The following is a 17,664-nucleotide window of genomic DNA, read 5'->3' as shown; positions in this document are numbered from 1 at the left end:
TATGGCTGCAGAAGGTAGAGTGCAACGAGTGGCGAGTGAGTTACAAAAAGTAATATCTTTACTATTGCGTACAAAAATTAAAGATCCCAAGCTTGCTACTGCAACTATTACAGAGATAGAGCTTTCTAAGGATTTATCTTATGCAAAGGTATACTATACCTGCTTAGACATTCAGGAAGCTCAATATATATCTAAAGCTTTTGATAAGTCAAAGGGTTTTTTTAGATCATCTATAGCTAAATCACTAAATCTTAGAATAGTTCCAAATCTTAAGTTTATTTATGATAAATCTCTTGATTACGGAATGGAGATGGAAGGAAAAATCCAACAAGCATTAGATGCTGATTCAAAGATAATTAAACAAGATGATAAGTCATTACAAGAAAACTATAAAGATAGTGTTACAGAAACTAAAGTTGAAAAATTAAGGTAGGTAGCTTATGAGCAAACTTACTATTATCCGTGGCTTTAATGATATTCTTCCTTCCGATAGCTTTAAGTGGCAATTTCTAGAGTCAAAAATAAAATCAATTCTTGGTAAATATAATTATGATGAAGTTAGACTACCTGTCTTAGAGAAAAGTGAGCTATTTCATAGAAGTGTCGGAGAAACTTCAGATATAGTTTCAAAAGAAACATATGATTTTGTAGATAGAAGTGGAGAAAGTCTAACGCTCAGACCTGAAGGTACGGCCGGTTGTGTGCGTATGGTAATTGAGAATAGTTTGGCTAATAGGGGGCAAACACAAAAGCTTTGGTATTCTGGGCCTATGTTTCGCTATGAGAGACCTCAAAAAGGTCGGTATAGACAATTTTATCAACTTGGTGTTGAAGCTTATGGTTATGATAATATTGCGATAGACTTAGAAATTCTTACTATTAGCTGGAACTTATTTAGAGAGCTGGGTATTTCTGGATGTGTAAAGTTGGAGTTAAATAGTCTGGGATCTAGTTCTGATAGACAAGAATATACTAAAGCACTGTTAGAGTATCTAAAACCATATCATGCTCAACTAGATGAAGATTCTATCAAGAGGTTGGATAAGAATCCTTTGAGAATACTCGACTCTAAGAATGAGCAAACTCAACAGATATTGCTGAATGCTCCTAAGCTTATTGATTTTATTGATGAAGATTCATTGGTGAGATTTGAGCAGACATGTGAGTATCTTGATAACTTAGGAGTTAACTATCGAGTTAATCAGAACCTAGTCAGAGGTCTAGATTATTATAGCGGATTGGTTTTTGAATGGACTACAGATCAGTTGGGTGCTCAAGCAGCAGTATGCGCTGGTGGTCGTTATGATAATTTAGTAGAAAACTTAGGCGGTCAAAAAACTGGTGCTATCGGCTTTGCTATTGGTCTAGAACGATTAATACTTTTACTTGAAAGTGAAGGTAAGCTTCCTCTAAATAATGATGCTTGCGATGTTTTTTTCGTGCTAGATAGTAGTCAGTTGCATAGATCGTTGCTGACGGTTGAGAGTATACGCCAAGAGTTACCTATGCTAAAGGTAGGTATGGATTTGAAATTCGGTAGCTTTAAGTCGCAGTTTAAGAAGGCAGATAAGTCTGGTGCTAAAATTGCTGTGATAATTGGTCAGGATGAACTGTTGCAACAAGCTGTTGGTGTGAAATATTTACAACAAGATAAGCCGCAAGAGCAAATTCATTTGAATGAATTAATAAATTTTCTAGAAAAAATAGTTATATGAAGTTACATAATATAAAAGGTTATGCTTGGATAGTTGTGGGTCTGAGCTCATTTTTACTGATTGATAAATACATAATGAATGTATCTCCTAGTCTTATAGCAAATGAGCTGATGACTAGTTTTTCGATAAATGCTACAGAAATGAGTGCTATGGTATCGCTATTTTTGTGGTCAGTAGTATTTTGTCAGTTTTTTGTAGCCGGCCCAATTATAGACAAGTTAGGGTTTAGAAAAGTCAGTTTTTTTTCACTGATTCTTTCTGCAATTGGACTAATATTATTTGTTCTTTCGGCAGATATTCATAGTTTTGCGCTTGGCTGTGTTTCTCGATTAATGATTGGAATAGGAGCATCTTTTGCTACTGTTGGTTATATTAAAGCAGCAGCAGTTTGGTTCGATCCACGTAAATTCGCCTTTGTTTGTAGTTTTTTGATGACTGCTGCAATGCTGGGAGCTTTGCTAGGACAAGTTCCACTTGTTTATCTTATTGAAATTACAGGGTCATGGCATAGGGCCTTAATTGGTTATGCATGCTTTAGTATAGTTATGGCTTTGCTATATCTTGCCTTGGTAAGAGACTATAACCCTGAAGCATCATTTGCTAATGATACTAGAGGGAATACAGGAACTCTCGCTGGTATAAAAAAGGTACTTATGAACAAGAATAATTGGTACCTTACACTATATACGGGATTAACATTTACAACGATAGATGTTTTTGGTGGTATTTGGGGTAATAACTACTTCAGGGAGTTATATGGAATTCCTGCTAAAGAAGCTTCATTTATTGTATCTATGATGTTTCTTGGACTTGCTATAGGCTCTCCTGTTATTGGTAAGCTTTCTGAGAAATTTGATAGTAGAGTTAAGATTATGGTCATTTTCCATATAATTGCAACAATTTGTTTGGCTTTGGTTTTACAATTTAAGCTCACTCCCGGAATTTCAGGAGCATTATTGTTTGTATTTGGATTTTGCCTGGGGGTATATATGCTAGCTTTTGCCATAGGTAATCGCATAAACCCAATAGTTGTGGCCGCTACTGTAGCTGCTTTAATTAACACAGGTGAGCCATTACTAGGTGCGTTATTCGATCCTCTTATAGGGCATCTACTTGATCTGACATGGACTGGTCAATATATAGATATTCATAATCAAATTACAAATGTTGCTACGGAAGGCGCTCATAGGTATTTTCATATAAGTGCTTATCATAATGCTTTTTTGATTTTGGTTTTTAGCATGTTTGTGTCTTTTTTCCTATTAGTTTTAGTTAAAGATAAAGAAGTCAAATAATGAAATTAGAGAACGCTTATCTCCAAAAAGTTCGAGAACTTAATCTAAAAGTGGATTCTTTGCAGCTTGAGGCTATAAAGAATTTGCAGGAAATAATGAATCAGATATCAGTAGATAAGAAAAAGAAGTTCGGTTTTCTCAAGAGGTCATTATATTCTCATATCAAAGGACTTTATATGTGGGGAGGTGTAGGTAGAGGTAAAACCTTCATCATGGATATTTTTTTTGATAATTTACCTATTAAGCAAAAAAGAAGACAGCACTTCTCTCATTTTATGAAGGAGATTCATTCAGAATTAAGGAAATATCAAGGTTATAAGAACCCCATATCGAAGGTTGCATATGATATGGCTAAGGATATGCGAATTATTTGTTTTGATGAGTTCTTTGTAGAAGATATTGCTGATGCTATGATTTTGGGAAGTGTTTTCACAGAATTGTTTAAGCTTGGTGTAATACTTGTAGCCACCTCGAATATTGAGCCTGAAAATTTATATAAGAGAGGTTTGCAAAGAGAGCTATTTTTACCAGCTATAGATATTCTTATTAAAAATGTTAATGTTTTGAATTTAGATTCAGGTGTTGATTATAGGTTTCGTTTGCCTACGGAATACTTAAATTACCTTTACCCATATAACGAGCAAAATCGTAAAAACTTTTTTGATAAGTTTTTCCTTAGAAATGAGCACTTTGATAAAGATCTAAGTATAGATGTTTTGGGTAGAAGAATTGCTGCGCTACTTATAAGCCATAAGGATATTTGTTTTGACTTTAAGGTTATTTGTGGTGATGGTAGAAGCTCTTATGATTATATTGATATTTGTAGTAAGTATGAACAAGTTTTTATTTATAATCTGACTGGTTTTGATCAGTATAATGAGGATATGGCGCGACGTTTTATTGCCCTTATTGATGAGTTTTATGATCAAAATAAAAAAGTTGTTATATTGGCGAATAATGATTTTACTCAGCTTTATAAAGGTGAGCGTTTAAGATTCGAGTTTCAAAGAACGATAAGTAGGCTGAACGATATGCAGAATAATAATTTTGGTATCTCAAATGAATAAGGTTCAGCTTATTAAAGTTGCTGAAGATATTGTAGAGCAAAGGATTGATAATTTTTTAATAGGTAGATATTCTCGCTTGCCAAAACCGCTTATTTACCGATGGATTCGCAAGGGTGAATTACGTGTAAATAAAAAAAGAGTTAAGCAGACAACTCGTGTAAGTGCGGGGGATATCGTTAGGATACCGCCATTCAATTTAGATGAAAAAGTAGAAAATATAAAGGTTCCTAGGTCACATTTAGATTTTTTAGAACAACGAATTTTATATGAGACAGATGATTATATTATTGTAAATAAACCATCTGGTATGGCTGTTCATGGTGGGTCCGGTGTCAATTCTGGCTTAGTAGAAAGGTTGAGACAGTTGCGCCCCAAAGCAAGACGTTTAGATTTGGTGCATAGACTCGATAAAGAAACTTCTGGTTGTGTACTGTTGGCTAAAAAACATAGCTCACTAGTATATTTCTTTGATATCTTCAAAGAACGTAAAGTGAAAAAAATTTATTATGCTTTAGTTCATGGCTATTGGGATAAAAAGATTTTAATGATTGACCTACCTTTGAGTCGTAGAGAGACAAAAGATGGTCAAAGAATAGTCAAAGTTGATAAACGAGAAGGTAAAAAAGCCCTTACAAGAATATTATCGGTGCAAAAAGTTGGCGATTATAGTCTTTTAGAGATTAAGTTGGAAACCGGCCGTACTCATCAGATCAGGGTTCATACTAAAGCTATGGGACATCCTATTGTAGCTGACAAAAAATATGGCTACATAGATAAAGATAAAAAACTACTAGCAAGGGGTGTGGATAAATTGTTACTTCATGCTGGAAAGCTAGAGTTTTATGATGAGAAACAACAGAAGCTTGTAACAGTCGAGGCTAAATTAGATTCAAGATTTGACATGTTGCTTAAGTAAGATACCTTTTAGTCTTTACTATCTTTTATTAATAATAGGACTATCAAGGATGCTGCCATACTTATCACAAGAGTTGTAAAAGCAAAATGGTATGAACTTAAATCAAAATATTTAATATCATCTGGACTTGTGTGTTGTGAAATAACCTCTCCTGCTTTGTTTAGGTATTTTCCAGTCCACGACCAGTCTAGGAAATAGCCAATTAAAGGGTCAAAGATAGCTCCTAATATTGGTTCCCCTGTATTGATGAATGCCGCTACTGTGGCTGTGATAACGATAGGGTTTATACGATTTCCTATTGCAAACGACAGCATGTATATGCCTAGGCATAAGCCAAATACGAAAAGTAGTATTGCTGATAGCGTTGCACTAGTTTTGGTTAGTAGTACAAAGCTTAAGGCGATAGACCCTATAATGTGAAAGAAAATCATGACCCCTTTTCGGCTATCAAGAATTTCAGATAGCTTTCCTATGATTGGAGATCCTATTGCCATACCTATGAATATCATTGATATGATACTAGCAGCTTCTTCACGAGATATGTGGTAGGCTTCTCTAAAATAAGCATTGCCCCAAAATCCAGCAAATGCATCAACAGCTGTAAAGCTTAGTCCTACATAAAAAGTTAAAAGCCAGTTATTTTTATTTTTGACAACTTCTTTTAGTGCATCTAATGTTTTTAATTGATTACTTGGTGAGCTAGCTTCAGGCTGTTTTGGGTTAAAGTCACGTACAACTATATAGTAAAGAACACCGATAAATAAACTAGCAACAGCGAATAGAAGCATAGCCATTTTCCAGTCGCCACATAGTGTTATTAGGTATGCTAGAGGTGCTTGTGCGCAGAGTGCGCCAATCATTGCTGCAGTTGCTAAAAAACTAGCAGCGAATGCAAATTTACGGGGTTCAAACCAAACGGAAACAGCTTTTAAGTAAGATATGGTGGCAAATGAAACTCCTAGCCCTGTAATAATTCTAGCAATATATGCCATGCTTAAGCTACCTAGATTTGAGGCTACAACAAAAAGTATGACCCCTATTGCAGAGATAGTTATTGATATTGGGCTTATTAGTCTAAATCCAAATTTGTCTATAATTGGGCCAGCAAGAAATAGCTGACAGATAATTATCGACCAAAAAAAAGCTGAGCCTAACGCCCCTGTTTGAGTGGCGTTGGTATGAAAGCTGGACATCATATCATCAGTAATTAGGCTTGGAAATACTTGCATAATATATTTGTCAAAGAGCAAGAAAGAACTAAGTACAATTATTATCCATGCATATCCGCGAATGTTGTGAATTTTTTGTTCCATACCGTGTCTATTTTAGGTAGTTTAAGGATATAATTTTAAGTTCCAGTAATATATAAATCAAGCCTAAAGCTTTTCTTTGTTAAATATATGCTTTTTTGATATCATAGCTTTAATATTTTTTATTAACAGTGATAGTTGAGTTGTGTTGTCAAATATTAGGATAAATGAGAAAAGATTTATTTTAATTCAGTTTTGTTTGGGTATCGTTGGATATCTTGTGATTTTGTCAATATATGGATATGTATACGCTAATTCTTTTGCGTTTGGTGCTGCAACAATGTTTTTAGCCAATTTTGTTTTTTTCTTCAGATTGTTTGTTGAAAAGCAGTTCAGTCCAGGAGTTGAGATAGTCATTTTTTATATGAGCGAGCTTCTAAAATTGGGCATTGTAGCATTGATTACAATACTGTTGGCAGTTTATGTCAAACCCAAATTATTTTCTTACATTTTTGGATTACTTTTGTTACAATTGGTCGTATGTTTTGTGCCTATCTTGTTTAGAAGGGTAAGATAAGCACGTTTTAGGGTTGTTAAATACAAAAAATATTTAAAAATTATTGGTGGATATGTAATGGCAAATACAGAGGCAGGTTCTCAAGTAGCTACTGAGTACGTTCAGCATCACTTACATCATTGGCAAATAAGCCTTGGCGAAGGTTCTTTCTGGCAGTTAAATGTCGACTCTTTGCTAGTTAGTGGGGTTTTGGGGGTTGTATTCATCTTAGCTATGTTTATGGCGGCAAGAAAAGCTAATGCAGGAGTTCCAGGAAGGTTTCAAAATATGATTGAAGCAGTATGGGAATGGATGGATGGTATGGTTGCTGAAAACTATCATCACAAAAGAGATTTTGTTACGCCACTGGCCTTAACAATCTTTATCTGGGTTGTTCTTATGAATTTGATGGATTTACTCCCTGTTGATCTTTTTGGTTGGATTATTAGCTTCTTCACAAGTAGTCATGATGTGTATTTTAGGGTGGTGCCTACAGCAGATCCTAACGTTACTTTTGCGATGTCTATCGCGGTATTTTTCTTGGTGGTTTTTTATAATCTTAAAGCTAAAGGATTTGGTTTGCTGAAAGAGATTTTAAGTTCTCCTTTCGGGATATGGTTATTCCCTTTAAATATATTCTTTAGGCTTGTAGATGAGATAGTTAAGCCAGTTTCGCTGTCGCTACGTTTATTTGGTAATATTTTTGCAGGAGAGTTAATATTTATCTTGATTGCACTGTTACCGTGGTGGTTCCAGTGGACGCTTGGTGGAATATGGGCTATTTTCCATATATTGATAGTTTTAATACAAGCATTTGTATTTATGATGCTAACTGTGGTTTACCTAAATATGGCGCAGGAAGCTCACTAAGTTTAAATCAACCTAAATAAAATTAAATAAAAACAGGAGAAATAAGAAATGGATATGTCTTTACAGGTTTTAGGTAACTTAAATGGTTTGACTGCTATAGCGGTTGCTTTACTAATCTCTTTACCAGCATTAGGTACTGCGATAGGTTTTGGTGTGTTGGGTGGTAAGTATCTAGAGGGCGTGGCTCGTCAGCCAGAGCTAGGTGGTATGCTACTTGGTCGTATGTTTATTGTTGCTGCTTTCGTAGATGCATTCGCTGCTATCTCAATCGCTATTGGTTTCTTAGTGTTGTATGCTAACCCATTAGCTATCCCTGGCTTAGCAGAAGCTGCTCAAAAAGTTGTTGGTGCATAGTAAAAGAATATAAAATCATAAATTTGTTATCTAAAGGATAAGTAGATGGATATTAATATAACTCTAATTGGGCAGATGATAACATTTGCAATCTTCGTTGGCTTTACAATGAAGTTTGTATGGCCTCCACTGCGCAAGGCTTTAGATGAGCGTAGAGAAAAGATTGCTGAAGGTTTGGCATCTGCTGATAGAGCATCTAGAGAGTTAGAAGTTGCCAAAAGACAGTCTGCTGAAGTATTGCGTGAAGCTAAAGCAAAAGCTACTGAAATAGTTGAGAATGCTTATGTTAGAGCTCATAAAGTAGATGAACAAGCTAAAGAAGAGGCTATTGCAGCAGCTGATAAAATCAAAAGCATGGCTATGGCTGAAATCGAGCAAGAAAAAATCAAAGCTAAAGAAGAACTTAAACATGAAGTTGTTAGCTTGGCTATGGCGGCTGCTAGTAAGATTATATCAGCAAATGTTGATGAGCAATCTAGTAAAAAGATTCTGAAAGACTTCGTAGAGAAAGTATAACTTTTGGGTATAAAAGGTAGGTACATGACAAATCTAAGTGTAATTGCTAAACCATATGCAAAGGCTGCGTTTGAGTTTGCAAATGAGTATAATCTTCTGCAAGAATGGTCAAAGCATCTTCAGTCTTTTTCTGAATTAGTACAAGATGATTCTGTCGCAGCTATTATTGCTAATCCTGAAATTTCTCAGGATGAGATTGTAAGCGCTGTAAAAGGCCAGTTAGATGTGAAGTTTTATAACTTTGTTGCACTAATAGCAGAAAATAAAAAGTTATCTATACTGCCTGAAATAGCATTCCAGTTTGAAACTATCAAAAACACACATAATAATATAAAAGTAGCAGATGTTACCTTGGCTTATAAAGCTGATAAGAGCACGCTTACTAAGCTAAAAGCTAAACTTGAAGAGAAGTTTAACTGCACTATTGAAATGAATGTGAGTGTTGACCCTGTTATAGTGGGTGGAACAGTAATTAAGGTTGGTGATACAGTAATAGATGATTCTGTATCAGGTCGTATAGAGACATTAAAAAGTATTTTGTTATCATAAATTATAGGAAGTGAGCTTATGCAATTAAGTCCATCAGAAATAAGTGGTTTAATAAAGAAAAGAATTGAAAAGTTTGACAATTCAGTTGAACTTAAATCAGAAGGTACTATTGTCAGTGTTGCTGATGGTATTGTTACTATTTATGGTTTGGATGATGTAACTGCTGGTGAGATGATTAAGCTACCAGGAGACGTATATGGTTTAGCGCTAAACCTAAATACTGACTCAGTTGGGGCTGTTGTCTTAGGTGAGTATGAACATATTAGAGAAGGCGATAAAGCATATTGTACAGGTAGAATATTAGAGGTGCCTGTTGGAGAAGCTCTTTTAGGTAGAGTGGTTGACGCTTTGGGTAACTCTATCGATGGTAAGGGTGAGATTGAAACTGATCACTCTTCACCAATTGAAAAAATTGCACCTGGTGTGATTTGGAGAAAATCAGTAGATCAGGCATTACAGACTGGCGTTAAGTCAATTGACTCGATGGTTCCAATCGGTAGAGGCCAAAGAGAGTTAATTATCGGTGATAGACAGATTGGTAAAACTGCCATTGCTATCGACGCGATTATCAACCAAAAAGGTACTGGTGTAAAGTGTATTTATGTGGCGATTGGCCAAAAAGCATCATCGATTGCAAATATTGTTAGACAGCTTGAGGAGCATGGGGCTATGGAGCATACAATTATTGTAGCTGCTACAGCTTCTGATTCTGCTGCATTGCAATATATTGCACCTTATGCTGGGTGTTCTATGGGTGAATACTTTAGAGATCGTGGTGAAGACGCTTTGGTTGTGTACGATGATTTGACTAAGCAGGCATGGGCCTATAGACAGATTTCTTTGCTTCTAAGAAGACCGCCTGGACGTGAGGCGTATCCTGGTGATGTGTTCTATCTTCACTCAAGGCTTCTAGAAAGAGCGGCTAGGGTAAATGAAGAGTATGTGGAAAAATTCACAAACGGTGAAGTAAAAGGTAAAACTGGTTCTTTAACTGCATTACCTATTATTGAAACACAAGCTGGTGATATTTCTGCATTTGTACCTACAAACGTAATTTCAATTACAGACGGTCAGATATTTTTAGAGACAGACTTATTTAACTCTGGATTAAGACCAGCAATCAACCCAGGTAACTCGGTATCTCGTGTTGGTGGTGCTGCGCAAACAAAGATTATTAAAAAGCTTGGTGGCGGTATCCGTTTAGCACTAGCTCAGTTTAGAGAATTAGAAGCATTCTCACAGTTTGCATCAGATCTTGATGAAGCAACTAGAGCACAGCTTAACAGAGGTCAAAGAGTAACTGAATTACTTAAACAGAAGCAATTTTCAACATTATCAATTGCATTGATGGCGCTATCTTTGTATGCGGCTGATAATGGTTATCTAGATAGTCTAGAAGTTTCTGAAGTGATTCCATTTGAATCTGCGCTACATGCTCTTGCAGAAAGTAATTATGCAGAAGTGGTTGCAGAAATTAATGAGACAGGCAAATATGATGCTGAGATAGCTGACAAGTTAAAAACAATTGTTGAAGATTGTAAAGCAAATCAAGCTTGGTAATAGGAGTATAGACTATGTCTAACGCTAGAGAAATAAAATCCAAGGTATCGAGTGTTAAAAATACACAAAAGATCACTGGTGCTATGGAATTAGTTGCGGCTAGTAAGATGAGAGGAGCTATTGTTAAGATGAACAATGTTCGCCCTTATGTTGAAAGTGCAAATACTATTATCAAAAATGTTACATCTGCAAGTATAGATTATCCGAACCCTTATCTATTCGATAGAGAAGTTAAGAGGGTTGGCTATATAGTTACATCTACTGATAGAGGCCTATGTGGTGGGCTTAATATTAACTTGTTTAAGCATGTTCTTAAAAATATCAAAAAGAATGTTGAAGATAGAGTTGAGATTGATGTCTGCGTAATTGGTTCAAAAGCAGCAAGCTTTTTTGCAAAGCTAAAAGATGTAAATGTAGTGGCTACAGCTCATTATAACGATAAAGATAAAGAAGGCAGTATTAGGGCTATTAGCGGAGCTGTTAAAGTGATGTTAGACAAGTTTACTGCTGGTGAGATAGATAGACTATATATGAGTAGTAACGAGTTTGTTAGTACAATTAAGCAAAAGCCAAGATTGCAGACGCTATTACCTATACAAGATATCTTCACAGAAGAAGAGCTAAAAGAAAACAAAAAAAATGCTTCTAAAGGTCATTGGGACTATATCTATGAGAGGGATATAGAAGAAGTATTAAATGCTCTGTGTATTAGGTATATCGAAGCTCAAGTTAGAGGCGCAATATTGGAAAATGCAGCATGTGAGCAAGCAGCTCGTATGATGGCTATGAAAAATGCAACTGATAATGCTAGTGATATTATTGATCAGTTAAAATTAGATTACAACAAGGTAAGACAAGCTATGATTACCCAAGAGCTTGCGGAAATTTGTTCAGGTGCGGCAGCAGTTTAGGAGAGGTAAATGAGTACAGGTAAAATTATTCAAGTAATTGGTGCTGTTATTGATGTAGAGTTTTCTCGAGATAACACTCCAAAAGTATATGATGCTTTAAATGTAAATGAAACAGGTTTAGTGCTAGAAGTACAACAACAGATTGGTGATGGCGTAGTACGTACTATCGCTATGGGTTCTAGTGATGGTTTAAGACGCGGAATGGTTGTGGAAAACACAAATGCTCCAATCTCTGTGCCAGTAGGTCAAGGTACTTTAGGTCGTATTATGAACGTATTAGGTGAGCCTATCGATGAGGCTGGACCTGTTCAATACACAGAGACAAGATCTATACACCAAGCTCCTCCTGCTTATGATGAGCTTGCACTAAGTACTGAAATATTAGAAACAGGTATCAAAGTAGTTGATCTTATTTGTCCATTTGCAAAAGGTGGTAAAGTAGGCCTCTTCGGTGGTGCTGGTGTTGGTAAGACAGTTACAATGATGGAGCTTATCAACAACATTGCTAAAGAGCATAGTGGATATTCTGTATTTGCTGGTGTTGGTGAAAGAACTCGTGAAGGTAACGACTTCTACTATGAAATGAAAGACTCTAATGTATTAGATAAAGTTGCCTTGGTATATGGTCAGATGAATGAGCCACCAGGAAACAGATTAAGAGTGGCTCTTAGTGGTCTAACAATTGCTGAAGGTTTCCGTGACGAGAAGCGCGATGTCTTGATGTTTATTGATAACATTTATAGATATACTCTTGCCGGCACAGAAGTATCAGCACTACTAGGACGTATGCCATCAGCAGTTGGTTACCAGCCAACACTTGCTGCTGAGATGGGTGCTTTACAAGAGCGTATTACATCTACTAAGACAGGTTCTATTACATCAGTTCAGGCTGTATATGTACCTGCAGATGACTTAACGGATCCATCACCAGCTACGACGTTCTCACACTTAGATGCGACTATTGTATTATCGCGTCAAATTGCAGAGTTAGGTATTTATCCAGCTGTAGATCCACTAGACTCAACTTCTAGACAGTTAGATCCACTAGTAGTTGGACAGGAGCATTATGAAACTGCTCGTGCTGTACAGAAAGTACTTCAAAGGTATAAAGAGCTGAAAGATATCATTGCTATTCTTGGTATGGATGAATTATCTGACGAAGATAAGAAAACAGTTGATAGAGCTCGTAAGATTCAAAGATTCTTATCCCAGCCATTCCATGTTGCTGAAGTATTTACTGGTAACCCTGGTAAGTTTGTGTCACTTAAAGATACTGTAGCGAGTTTTAAAGCTATAGTTAATGGTGAGTATGACCACTTACCTGAGCAAGCTTTCTATATGGTTGGTTCAATTCAAGAAGCAATTGAGAAGGCAAAAACTCTATAATAGGGTGTAGATATGACAAAAAAATACCTAAAAGTTGATGTTGTTAGTCCTCAAGGTTCAGTATTTAAAGGTGAGGCTGATATTGTAAGTCTTCGCGGATCTGCTGGAGAGATGGGTATAGCGTATGGACATACTGAACTTTTATCTACTCTCCCTGCGGGTGTTGTAAATATAAGAAAAGATGAACATACTGATGTGCTATATGTTTCAGGTGGCATTGTTGAAGTTACTCCTACTCGCGTTACAATTATGGTTGACGATATGGAAAGGGCTGAAAATTTAAATCAAGCAGAAGCAGAGAAAGCTAGGAAGCGAGCACAAGAAGCTCTTAAGAAGCCAGATGCTTCTAAGCTTGATATTGAAGCTGCGACAAAAAGGCTTCAAGAGGCTGATGCTCGTCTTAAGGCGCTTAATTCTTCTAAAGGATTATATTACTCAAAAGACGACTAAAAAGTTCTACTAGTTATCTAATTTTCTTCTACATCTTGTTCCATTTTAGTCAAGGTATTAAATCAGTTGTTTGATTTATATGATAATAAGTGTAATTAAAAAATGACTATTGTTAACATATTTATATAGAATTATTTATAATTATGTAATTAGTATTTATATTTATATAGTAATGAAAAGATTTTTTACTCTGGTTGTATTTTGCTTTTTGACTATACCTTTTTATGTAGCTGCAGAGTCTGTTGCAGGAACACAAAGAAATATTTCTAAAGCGAATCTGCTTCCAGATAGAATCATAGCAGGATTTTTGGATGTTAGAACGCCTGGCTCTACCTCTAGAGTCGATATTCAGAAGGTAAAGAGTGATGGGTATAATGTTGTTGTTATTGCTTATGGTGAGGTATATGGTACTGACATAGGTCTTTATACTTCTAGTCCCACATCGATACAGACTATCATAGATAAAGTTAGACAAGCTAAAAAATCTGGAATGAAAGTGTTACTAGCAGTGGGAGGTGTTCCAAATACATTTCATCCTGGCGTAAGTAAAACAGATATTGAGCCAAAAGTTTTTGGTAAAAAAATGACAGAAGCTCAAATTAACACTTTAGCAAATAATATTGTTAATTTTTTACATAAAAATAATATTGATGGAATTGTTTATAGTTTTAGAAAGTTTACTTCAGCAGATTTTATTAATCAGCTTTCTCTTGATATAAAGAAACTGGATTCAAAAATTGTAATTGTTGCAGAGCCTCAAGTAAATGACTATAAGCTAGTGACAACGGGTAAGAGTAATGACTATGACAAAGTCATCCAGAGTGGATATATAGATTATTTATTTATTCAAGAGTATGACTCATATCCTGAATATGAACCTGGCTTTATAGCTGGTAGCTATTCAAGAATTGTCAATGACCTGCATATCCCAATTCATACTAAAATTTTGATAGGTGAGCCAACAAATGCAGTTTCAGGAGGCACAAATACAGTATATCATCCTGAAGGAAATGCTACTTTGTCATTAACAACTGAGCAGGCTGTTAAACTCATGTTGCCCCAGTTTGAGAAGCTTAAGTTTAAACCAAGGTTCGCAGGCGTAACAGGCTGGTCTCTAAATACTGACTATGCCGCTGATTTATATGGAGATTCTGAGCATAGTTCAGGAGCATTTGCTAAGAGTCTTAGAGAGTGTATTTATAATAATGCTTGTGCACAAGTCGATAAAACAATAAAAGGTCCAGTTATCGCAGGAATTTTACCCTTATGGGCTAAAAGTAGCTCTTATGATACTGTTGGTAAGCAGATTAATACAACCCCTGTAGATATAGCTATGCCAAAAACTAAAGAGTATTGTGAGCAAAACCCCGAAGTATGTAAGTATAATGTGATAATAGCAGCATATGCAACATATATACACGGGAAAGGGTTTGAGCTTTCATTTGGTGAAAAAAATAGGAGCTCAGATAGATTGTATAGCCCAGAAGAGCTTAAAGAGTTTATTGGCTATATGGAGTCAAAAGGAAAGCATGTTATTGTTTCAATTGGCGGGGAATCTTCTCATATTGATTGGCAAGCTGTGAATTTTGATAATTTAGCTAGTGTTGTTAAAGAGTATGGTTTTGATGGTGTAAACTTCAATTTACCACATTCAGCTATTCCAAAGAATGACAAAACAGTTGAAATTGCAGCTATGAAAATAAGTAGCTTAATATCAAGTCTTAGGAAAAATAATAAGCAGTTTTGGTTAACTTTCTCACCTGAGTGGGAATATATTGTTGCGCCATTAGCAAAAAATGGTGAAGATAACTTGTATAGAGAAAGTGGTTATGTTGAGTTATTAGATGCTATTGGTATGGATAAAATAAATTACCTGTTTGTAAGTACTTTCTCAGGGAAGCCATCTGAGGGAATTATAGGGTTTGATAAAAATGTTAATAATGATTATGTTAAGATTTCACCAATTGATGGTTATGATAAGTTTATAGCTTCGCTTGCTTGGGCACTGACGACTCAAGATGGTTTTAAAGTAAATAAGCCTAAATATAGTAAGGTAGATAAACCTATTGTTATATCTCCCGAAAAGCTTGTTTTTGTTATTCCTGCTACACAGGGTGCTGTTCATGGAGGAAGGATATATGTGTTATCAGAATCTAAAATAAATCAAGCAGTCACGTTGATGAAAGAAAATAAGGCATCATTTGCAGGATTCGCTATTTGGAGTATGGATTTTGATGCAAGTAATATTAAATTAGAAGATTTGAGTGATGATTATAAACATAAGCCTTGGAGTACTACTAATATAATAGCCAGTATTAAATTGCCAGCAGTACTTTCGAATATTTATATGGATAGTCAGGCTGATAGTGTAAATAAACGCTCTATACAGCCACAAAAGTATATTGGAGATACACATATTATTAGGTATCCATATAACATCGGAACTTATGATGCTGATACTATAGTAAGTTTTGCGGGTAAGATGTATAAATGTAAGTCTATGCTAGAAATTAAGCTTTGTAATGATGATGCTTATATTCCTAATGGTTTATATGGCGATCTTGCATGGCAAGAGCTTAAGTCGAATAATACTAAAAAGTCTTCAAAAAACAAGAAATATAAATTAAAAGCAGGTGAGGTAGCTAATTATCCAAAGGGAATGGGAAGTTATAAGGTTGGGCAAATAGTGCTAGCTGAAGGAAGAGAGTTTGAATGTCAGAAAGAAAGATACTGTAATGACTTATCCTATAGTCCCATGAATAAGAAAGGATTTTTGGCATGGAGCAATATTACAAATGATATCACTCATGTTGCAGCAGATAGACAGGAGATTAAACCTAGTGGTGCTGAGTATATTTATCCATATAGTATTGAAGACTATAAGGGAGGCACCGTAGTTGCTGTAGGTAATGATTTATATAGATGTAATATCGGTCCTGAGTCAAGCTTGTGTACCATGAGTGCATATAAGCCAACGGGTAAATATGGCATAGATGCTTGGACAAAGATAAGTGATAGATGATTAGATTGATTCTATAAGCTCTTTCAATTCGCCAGATTCATTCATTTCCATGATTATATCGCATCCACCCACTAATTCACCTTTTACCCATAGTTGAGGAAAGGTTGGCCAGTCTGCATATTTTGGTAGAATAGCTCTGATGTCAGGATTTTCTAAGATATTGACAAAAGCGAATGGTTTTCCGCATGATCTAACAGCTGTGGCAGCATGAGCAGAGAAGCCACATTGAGGAAGGTTTGGAGAGCCTTTCATGTATAGTATAATGTCATTTTCTTTAAGTTGTTTTTCTATTCTATCAACAACTTTTTGCTCTTCAGGTGTATACATATTTATTTCCTTTTTATTTGATTAAACAACTAAGCTTAGAAATTTTATCTAAAAAATGATAGCATATTATACTAAACGGGTATAGTACTAAGATGCTATAATAATTAACTTCAATTAGTTCGAGGAGAATGATTAAATGAAATTTGAATTACCAAAACTACCTTATGCACTAGATGCACTAGAGCCTACTATTTCAAAAGAAACGATTGAGTATCACTACGGTAAGCATCATCAAACGTACGTGACAAACCTAAACAATTTGGTTGAAGGTACAGAACATGCTGGTAAAAATTTGGAAGAAATAGTAAAAACTTCTTCCGGTGGTATATTTAATAATGCTGCTCAAGTATATAATCACACATTTTACTGGAACTGTCTAACACCTAATAAGACTGAGGCATCTAGTCAATTGAAAGCAGCTATAATTGAGACTTTTGGGTCAATAGATGGTTTTAAAGAGCAGTTTTCAAAAGCTGCAGTGACTACATTTGGATCTGGTTGGGCATGGCTAGTTAAAAATACTGATGGTAAACTTGAAATTGTGACTACTAGTAATGCAGGTTGTCCTTTAACAGAGAGTAAAAAGCCATTACTAACATTTGATGTTTGGGAGCATGCATACTATATCGATTACCGCAATGCTAGACCTAAGTATGTTGAGTCTCTGTGGGATATTGTAAATTGGGAGTTTGTTTCTGAGCAGTTTTCAAAATAGGCTGTTATAGATGATTAAGAATAATCTACCACTTTTCTCTTTTATAGCAGGTGTGCTTTCTATAGTTCTTGTTTTGGTGGTAATTATATTATTCCCAAGTCTTCAGATAACTGCTATTACAAAAAATGTTGTGTTAGCGATTCTTTTGCTACCATGGATAGTTTTTATTATTTCTTTATTGTTTTTCAGAAAAGATAAGTGAGTT

The 17,664-nt window shown here is 35.5% G+C and carries 19 protein-coding genes; 17 read left to right on the top strand and 2 right to left on the bottom strand.

The genetic code is table 11. The features are described 5' to 3' along the window. The first annotated feature begins 1 nt into the window (after nt 1). Genes rbfA through F3D57_RS00790 form a run of 5 tightly spaced genes read left to right on the top strand, consistent with a single transcriptional unit; the run spans nt 2 to nt 4,993 of the window. On the top strand, nt 2–433 hold the full coding sequence (rbfA, locus tag F3D57_RS00810; protein WP_149368871.1) for a 30S ribosome-binding factor RbfA: 432 nt from the start codon (nt 2–4) through the stop codon (nt 431–433). Nucleotides 434–440: 7 nt separating this feature from the next. Continuing rightward, nucleotides 441–1,715: a histidine--tRNA ligase gene (gene hisS, locus F3D57_RS00805; RefSeq protein WP_150464867.1), complete on the top strand. Its 1,275-nt coding sequence runs from the start codon at nt 441–443 to the stop codon at nt 1,713–1,715. Further along, nucleotides 1,712–3,010, top strand: a complete 1,299-nt coding sequence (locus tag F3D57_RS00800) for an MFS transporter (protein WP_146420909.1) — start codon at nt 1,712–1,714, stop codon at nt 3,008–3,010. Before hisS ends, F3D57_RS00800 begins: the two co-directional genes overlap by 4 nt. Further along, on the top strand, nt 3,010–4,077 hold the full coding sequence (gene zapE, locus F3D57_RS00795) for a cell division protein ZapE (RefSeq protein WP_150464866.1): 1,068 nt from the start codon (nt 3,010–3,012) through the stop codon (nt 4,075–4,077). The genes F3D57_RS00800 and zapE overlap by 1 nt, the downstream gene beginning before the upstream one ends. After that, nucleotides 4,070–4,993 (top strand): RluA family pseudouridine synthase, encoded by a 924-nt coding sequence (locus F3D57_RS00790; protein WP_013922325.1) that lies wholly within the window; start codon nt 4,070–4,072, stop codon nt 4,991–4,993. Before zapE ends, F3D57_RS00790 begins: the two co-directional genes overlap by 8 nt. 8 nt (nt 4,994–5,001) lie before the next feature. On the opposite strand, the gene F3D57_RS00785 is transcribed toward F3D57_RS00790, so the two are convergent. Further along, nucleotides 5,002–6,306 (bottom strand): MFS transporter, encoded by a 1,305-nt coding sequence (locus F3D57_RS00785; protein WP_013922326.1) that lies wholly within the window; start codon nt 6,304–6,306, stop codon nt 5,002–5,004. A gap of 142 nt (nt 6,307–6,448) precedes the next feature. Here F3D57_RS00785 and F3D57_RS10465 point away from each other — a divergent pair, with 142 nt between their 5' ends. From F3D57_RS10465 to F3D57_RS00735, 10 genes are all read left to right on the top strand, one after another. Next, nucleotides 6,449–6,820, top strand: a complete 372-nt coding sequence (locus F3D57_RS10465) for an ATP synthase subunit I (RefSeq protein ID WP_146420905.1) — start codon at nt 6,449–6,451, stop codon at nt 6,818–6,820. A gap of 57 nt (nt 6,821–6,877) precedes the next feature. Further along, a complete protein-coding gene (atpB, locus tag F3D57_RS00775) occupies nt 6,878–7,669 on the top strand; it encodes a F0F1 ATP synthase subunit A (RefSeq protein ID WP_150464865.1) in 792 nt (263 codons plus the stop codon). Between the two features lie 48 nt (nt 7,670–7,717). Next, on the top strand, nt 7,718–8,023 hold the full coding sequence (locus F3D57_RS00770) for a F0F1 ATP synthase subunit B (RefSeq protein ID WP_013922329.1): 306 nt from the start codon (nt 7,718–7,720) through the stop codon (nt 8,021–8,023). A 45-nt stretch (nt 8,024–8,068) separates the two neighbouring features. Then, nucleotides 8,069–8,539 carry a F0F1 ATP synthase subunit B gene (locus F3D57_RS00765; protein ID WP_013922330.1) on the top strand — a complete coding sequence of 157 codons (471 nt, stop codon included), beginning with the start codon at nt 8,069–8,071 and terminating at the stop codon, nt 8,537–8,539. 24 nt (nt 8,540–8,563) lie between these two features. Continuing rightward, nucleotides 8,564–9,088: a F0F1 ATP synthase subunit delta gene (locus F3D57_RS00760; RefSeq protein WP_150464864.1), complete on the top strand. Its 525-nt coding sequence runs from the start codon at nt 8,564–8,566 to the stop codon at nt 9,086–9,088. A gap of 18 nt (nt 9,089–9,106) precedes the next feature. Further along, complete coding sequence (gene atpA / locus F3D57_RS00755; RefSeq protein WP_150464863.1) at nt 9,107–10,648, top strand: F0F1 ATP synthase subunit alpha; 1,542 nt, start codon at nt 9,107–9,109, stop codon at nt 10,646–10,648. 14 nt (nt 10,649–10,662) lie between these two features. Continuing rightward, nucleotides 10,663–11,559 carry a F0F1 ATP synthase subunit gamma gene (locus tag F3D57_RS00750; RefSeq protein WP_013922333.1) on the top strand — a complete coding sequence of 299 codons (897 nt, stop codon included), beginning with the start codon at nt 10,663–10,665 and terminating at the stop codon, nt 11,557–11,559. A 9-nt stretch (nt 11,560–11,568) separates the two neighbouring features. Further along, the gene (gene atpD / locus F3D57_RS00745; protein WP_146420902.1) at nt 11,569–12,945 is read left to right on the top strand and encodes a F0F1 ATP synthase subunit beta; all 1,377 of its coding nucleotides are present in this window, start codon (nt 11,569–11,571) and stop codon (nt 12,943–12,945) included. A gap of 12 nt (nt 12,946–12,957) precedes the next feature. Next, nucleotides 12,958–13,395, top strand: coding sequence for a F0F1 ATP synthase subunit epsilon (locus F3D57_RS00740; protein WP_013922335.1), 438 nt, complete (start codon nt 12,958–12,960; stop codon nt 13,393–13,395). A gap of 172 nt (nt 13,396–13,567) precedes the next feature. After that, a complete protein-coding gene (locus F3D57_RS00735) occupies nt 13,568–16,417 on the top strand; it encodes a glycosyl hydrolase family 18 protein (protein ID WP_150464862.1) in 2,850 nt (949 codons plus the stop codon). Here F3D57_RS00735 and grxD read toward each other — a convergent pair whose 3' ends face one another. Further along, entirely contained in the window at nt 16,418–16,744 is a 327-nt protein-coding gene (grxD, locus tag F3D57_RS00730) for a Grx4 family monothiol glutaredoxin (protein WP_013922337.1), read from the bottom strand. It abuts the gene before it with no gap. 136 nt (nt 16,745–16,880) lie between these two features. Here grxD and F3D57_RS00725 point away from each other — a divergent pair, with 136 nt between their 5' ends. Together F3D57_RS00725 and F3D57_RS00720 are read left to right on the top strand one after the other, a co-directional pair. Then, nucleotides 16,881–17,459: a superoxide dismutase gene (locus tag F3D57_RS00725; RefSeq protein ID WP_150464861.1), complete on the top strand. Its 579-nt coding sequence runs from the start codon at nt 16,881–16,883 to the stop codon at nt 17,457–17,459. A 10-nt stretch (nt 17,460–17,469) separates the two neighbouring features. After that, nucleotides 17,470–17,661, top strand: a complete 192-nt coding sequence (locus tag F3D57_RS00720) for a hypothetical protein (protein ID WP_013922339.1) — start codon at nt 17,470–17,472, stop codon at nt 17,659–17,661. The last annotated feature ends 3 nt before the right edge of the window (nt 17,662–17,664 follow it).

The sequence above is a fragment of the Francisella sp. SYW-2 genome (assembly GCF_008711475.1).
Classification (GTDB): domain Bacteria; phylum Pseudomonadota; class Gammaproteobacteria; order Francisellales; family Francisellaceae; genus Francisella; species Francisella salimarina.
This window is presented reverse-complemented; position numbering and strand designations above follow the sequence as displayed.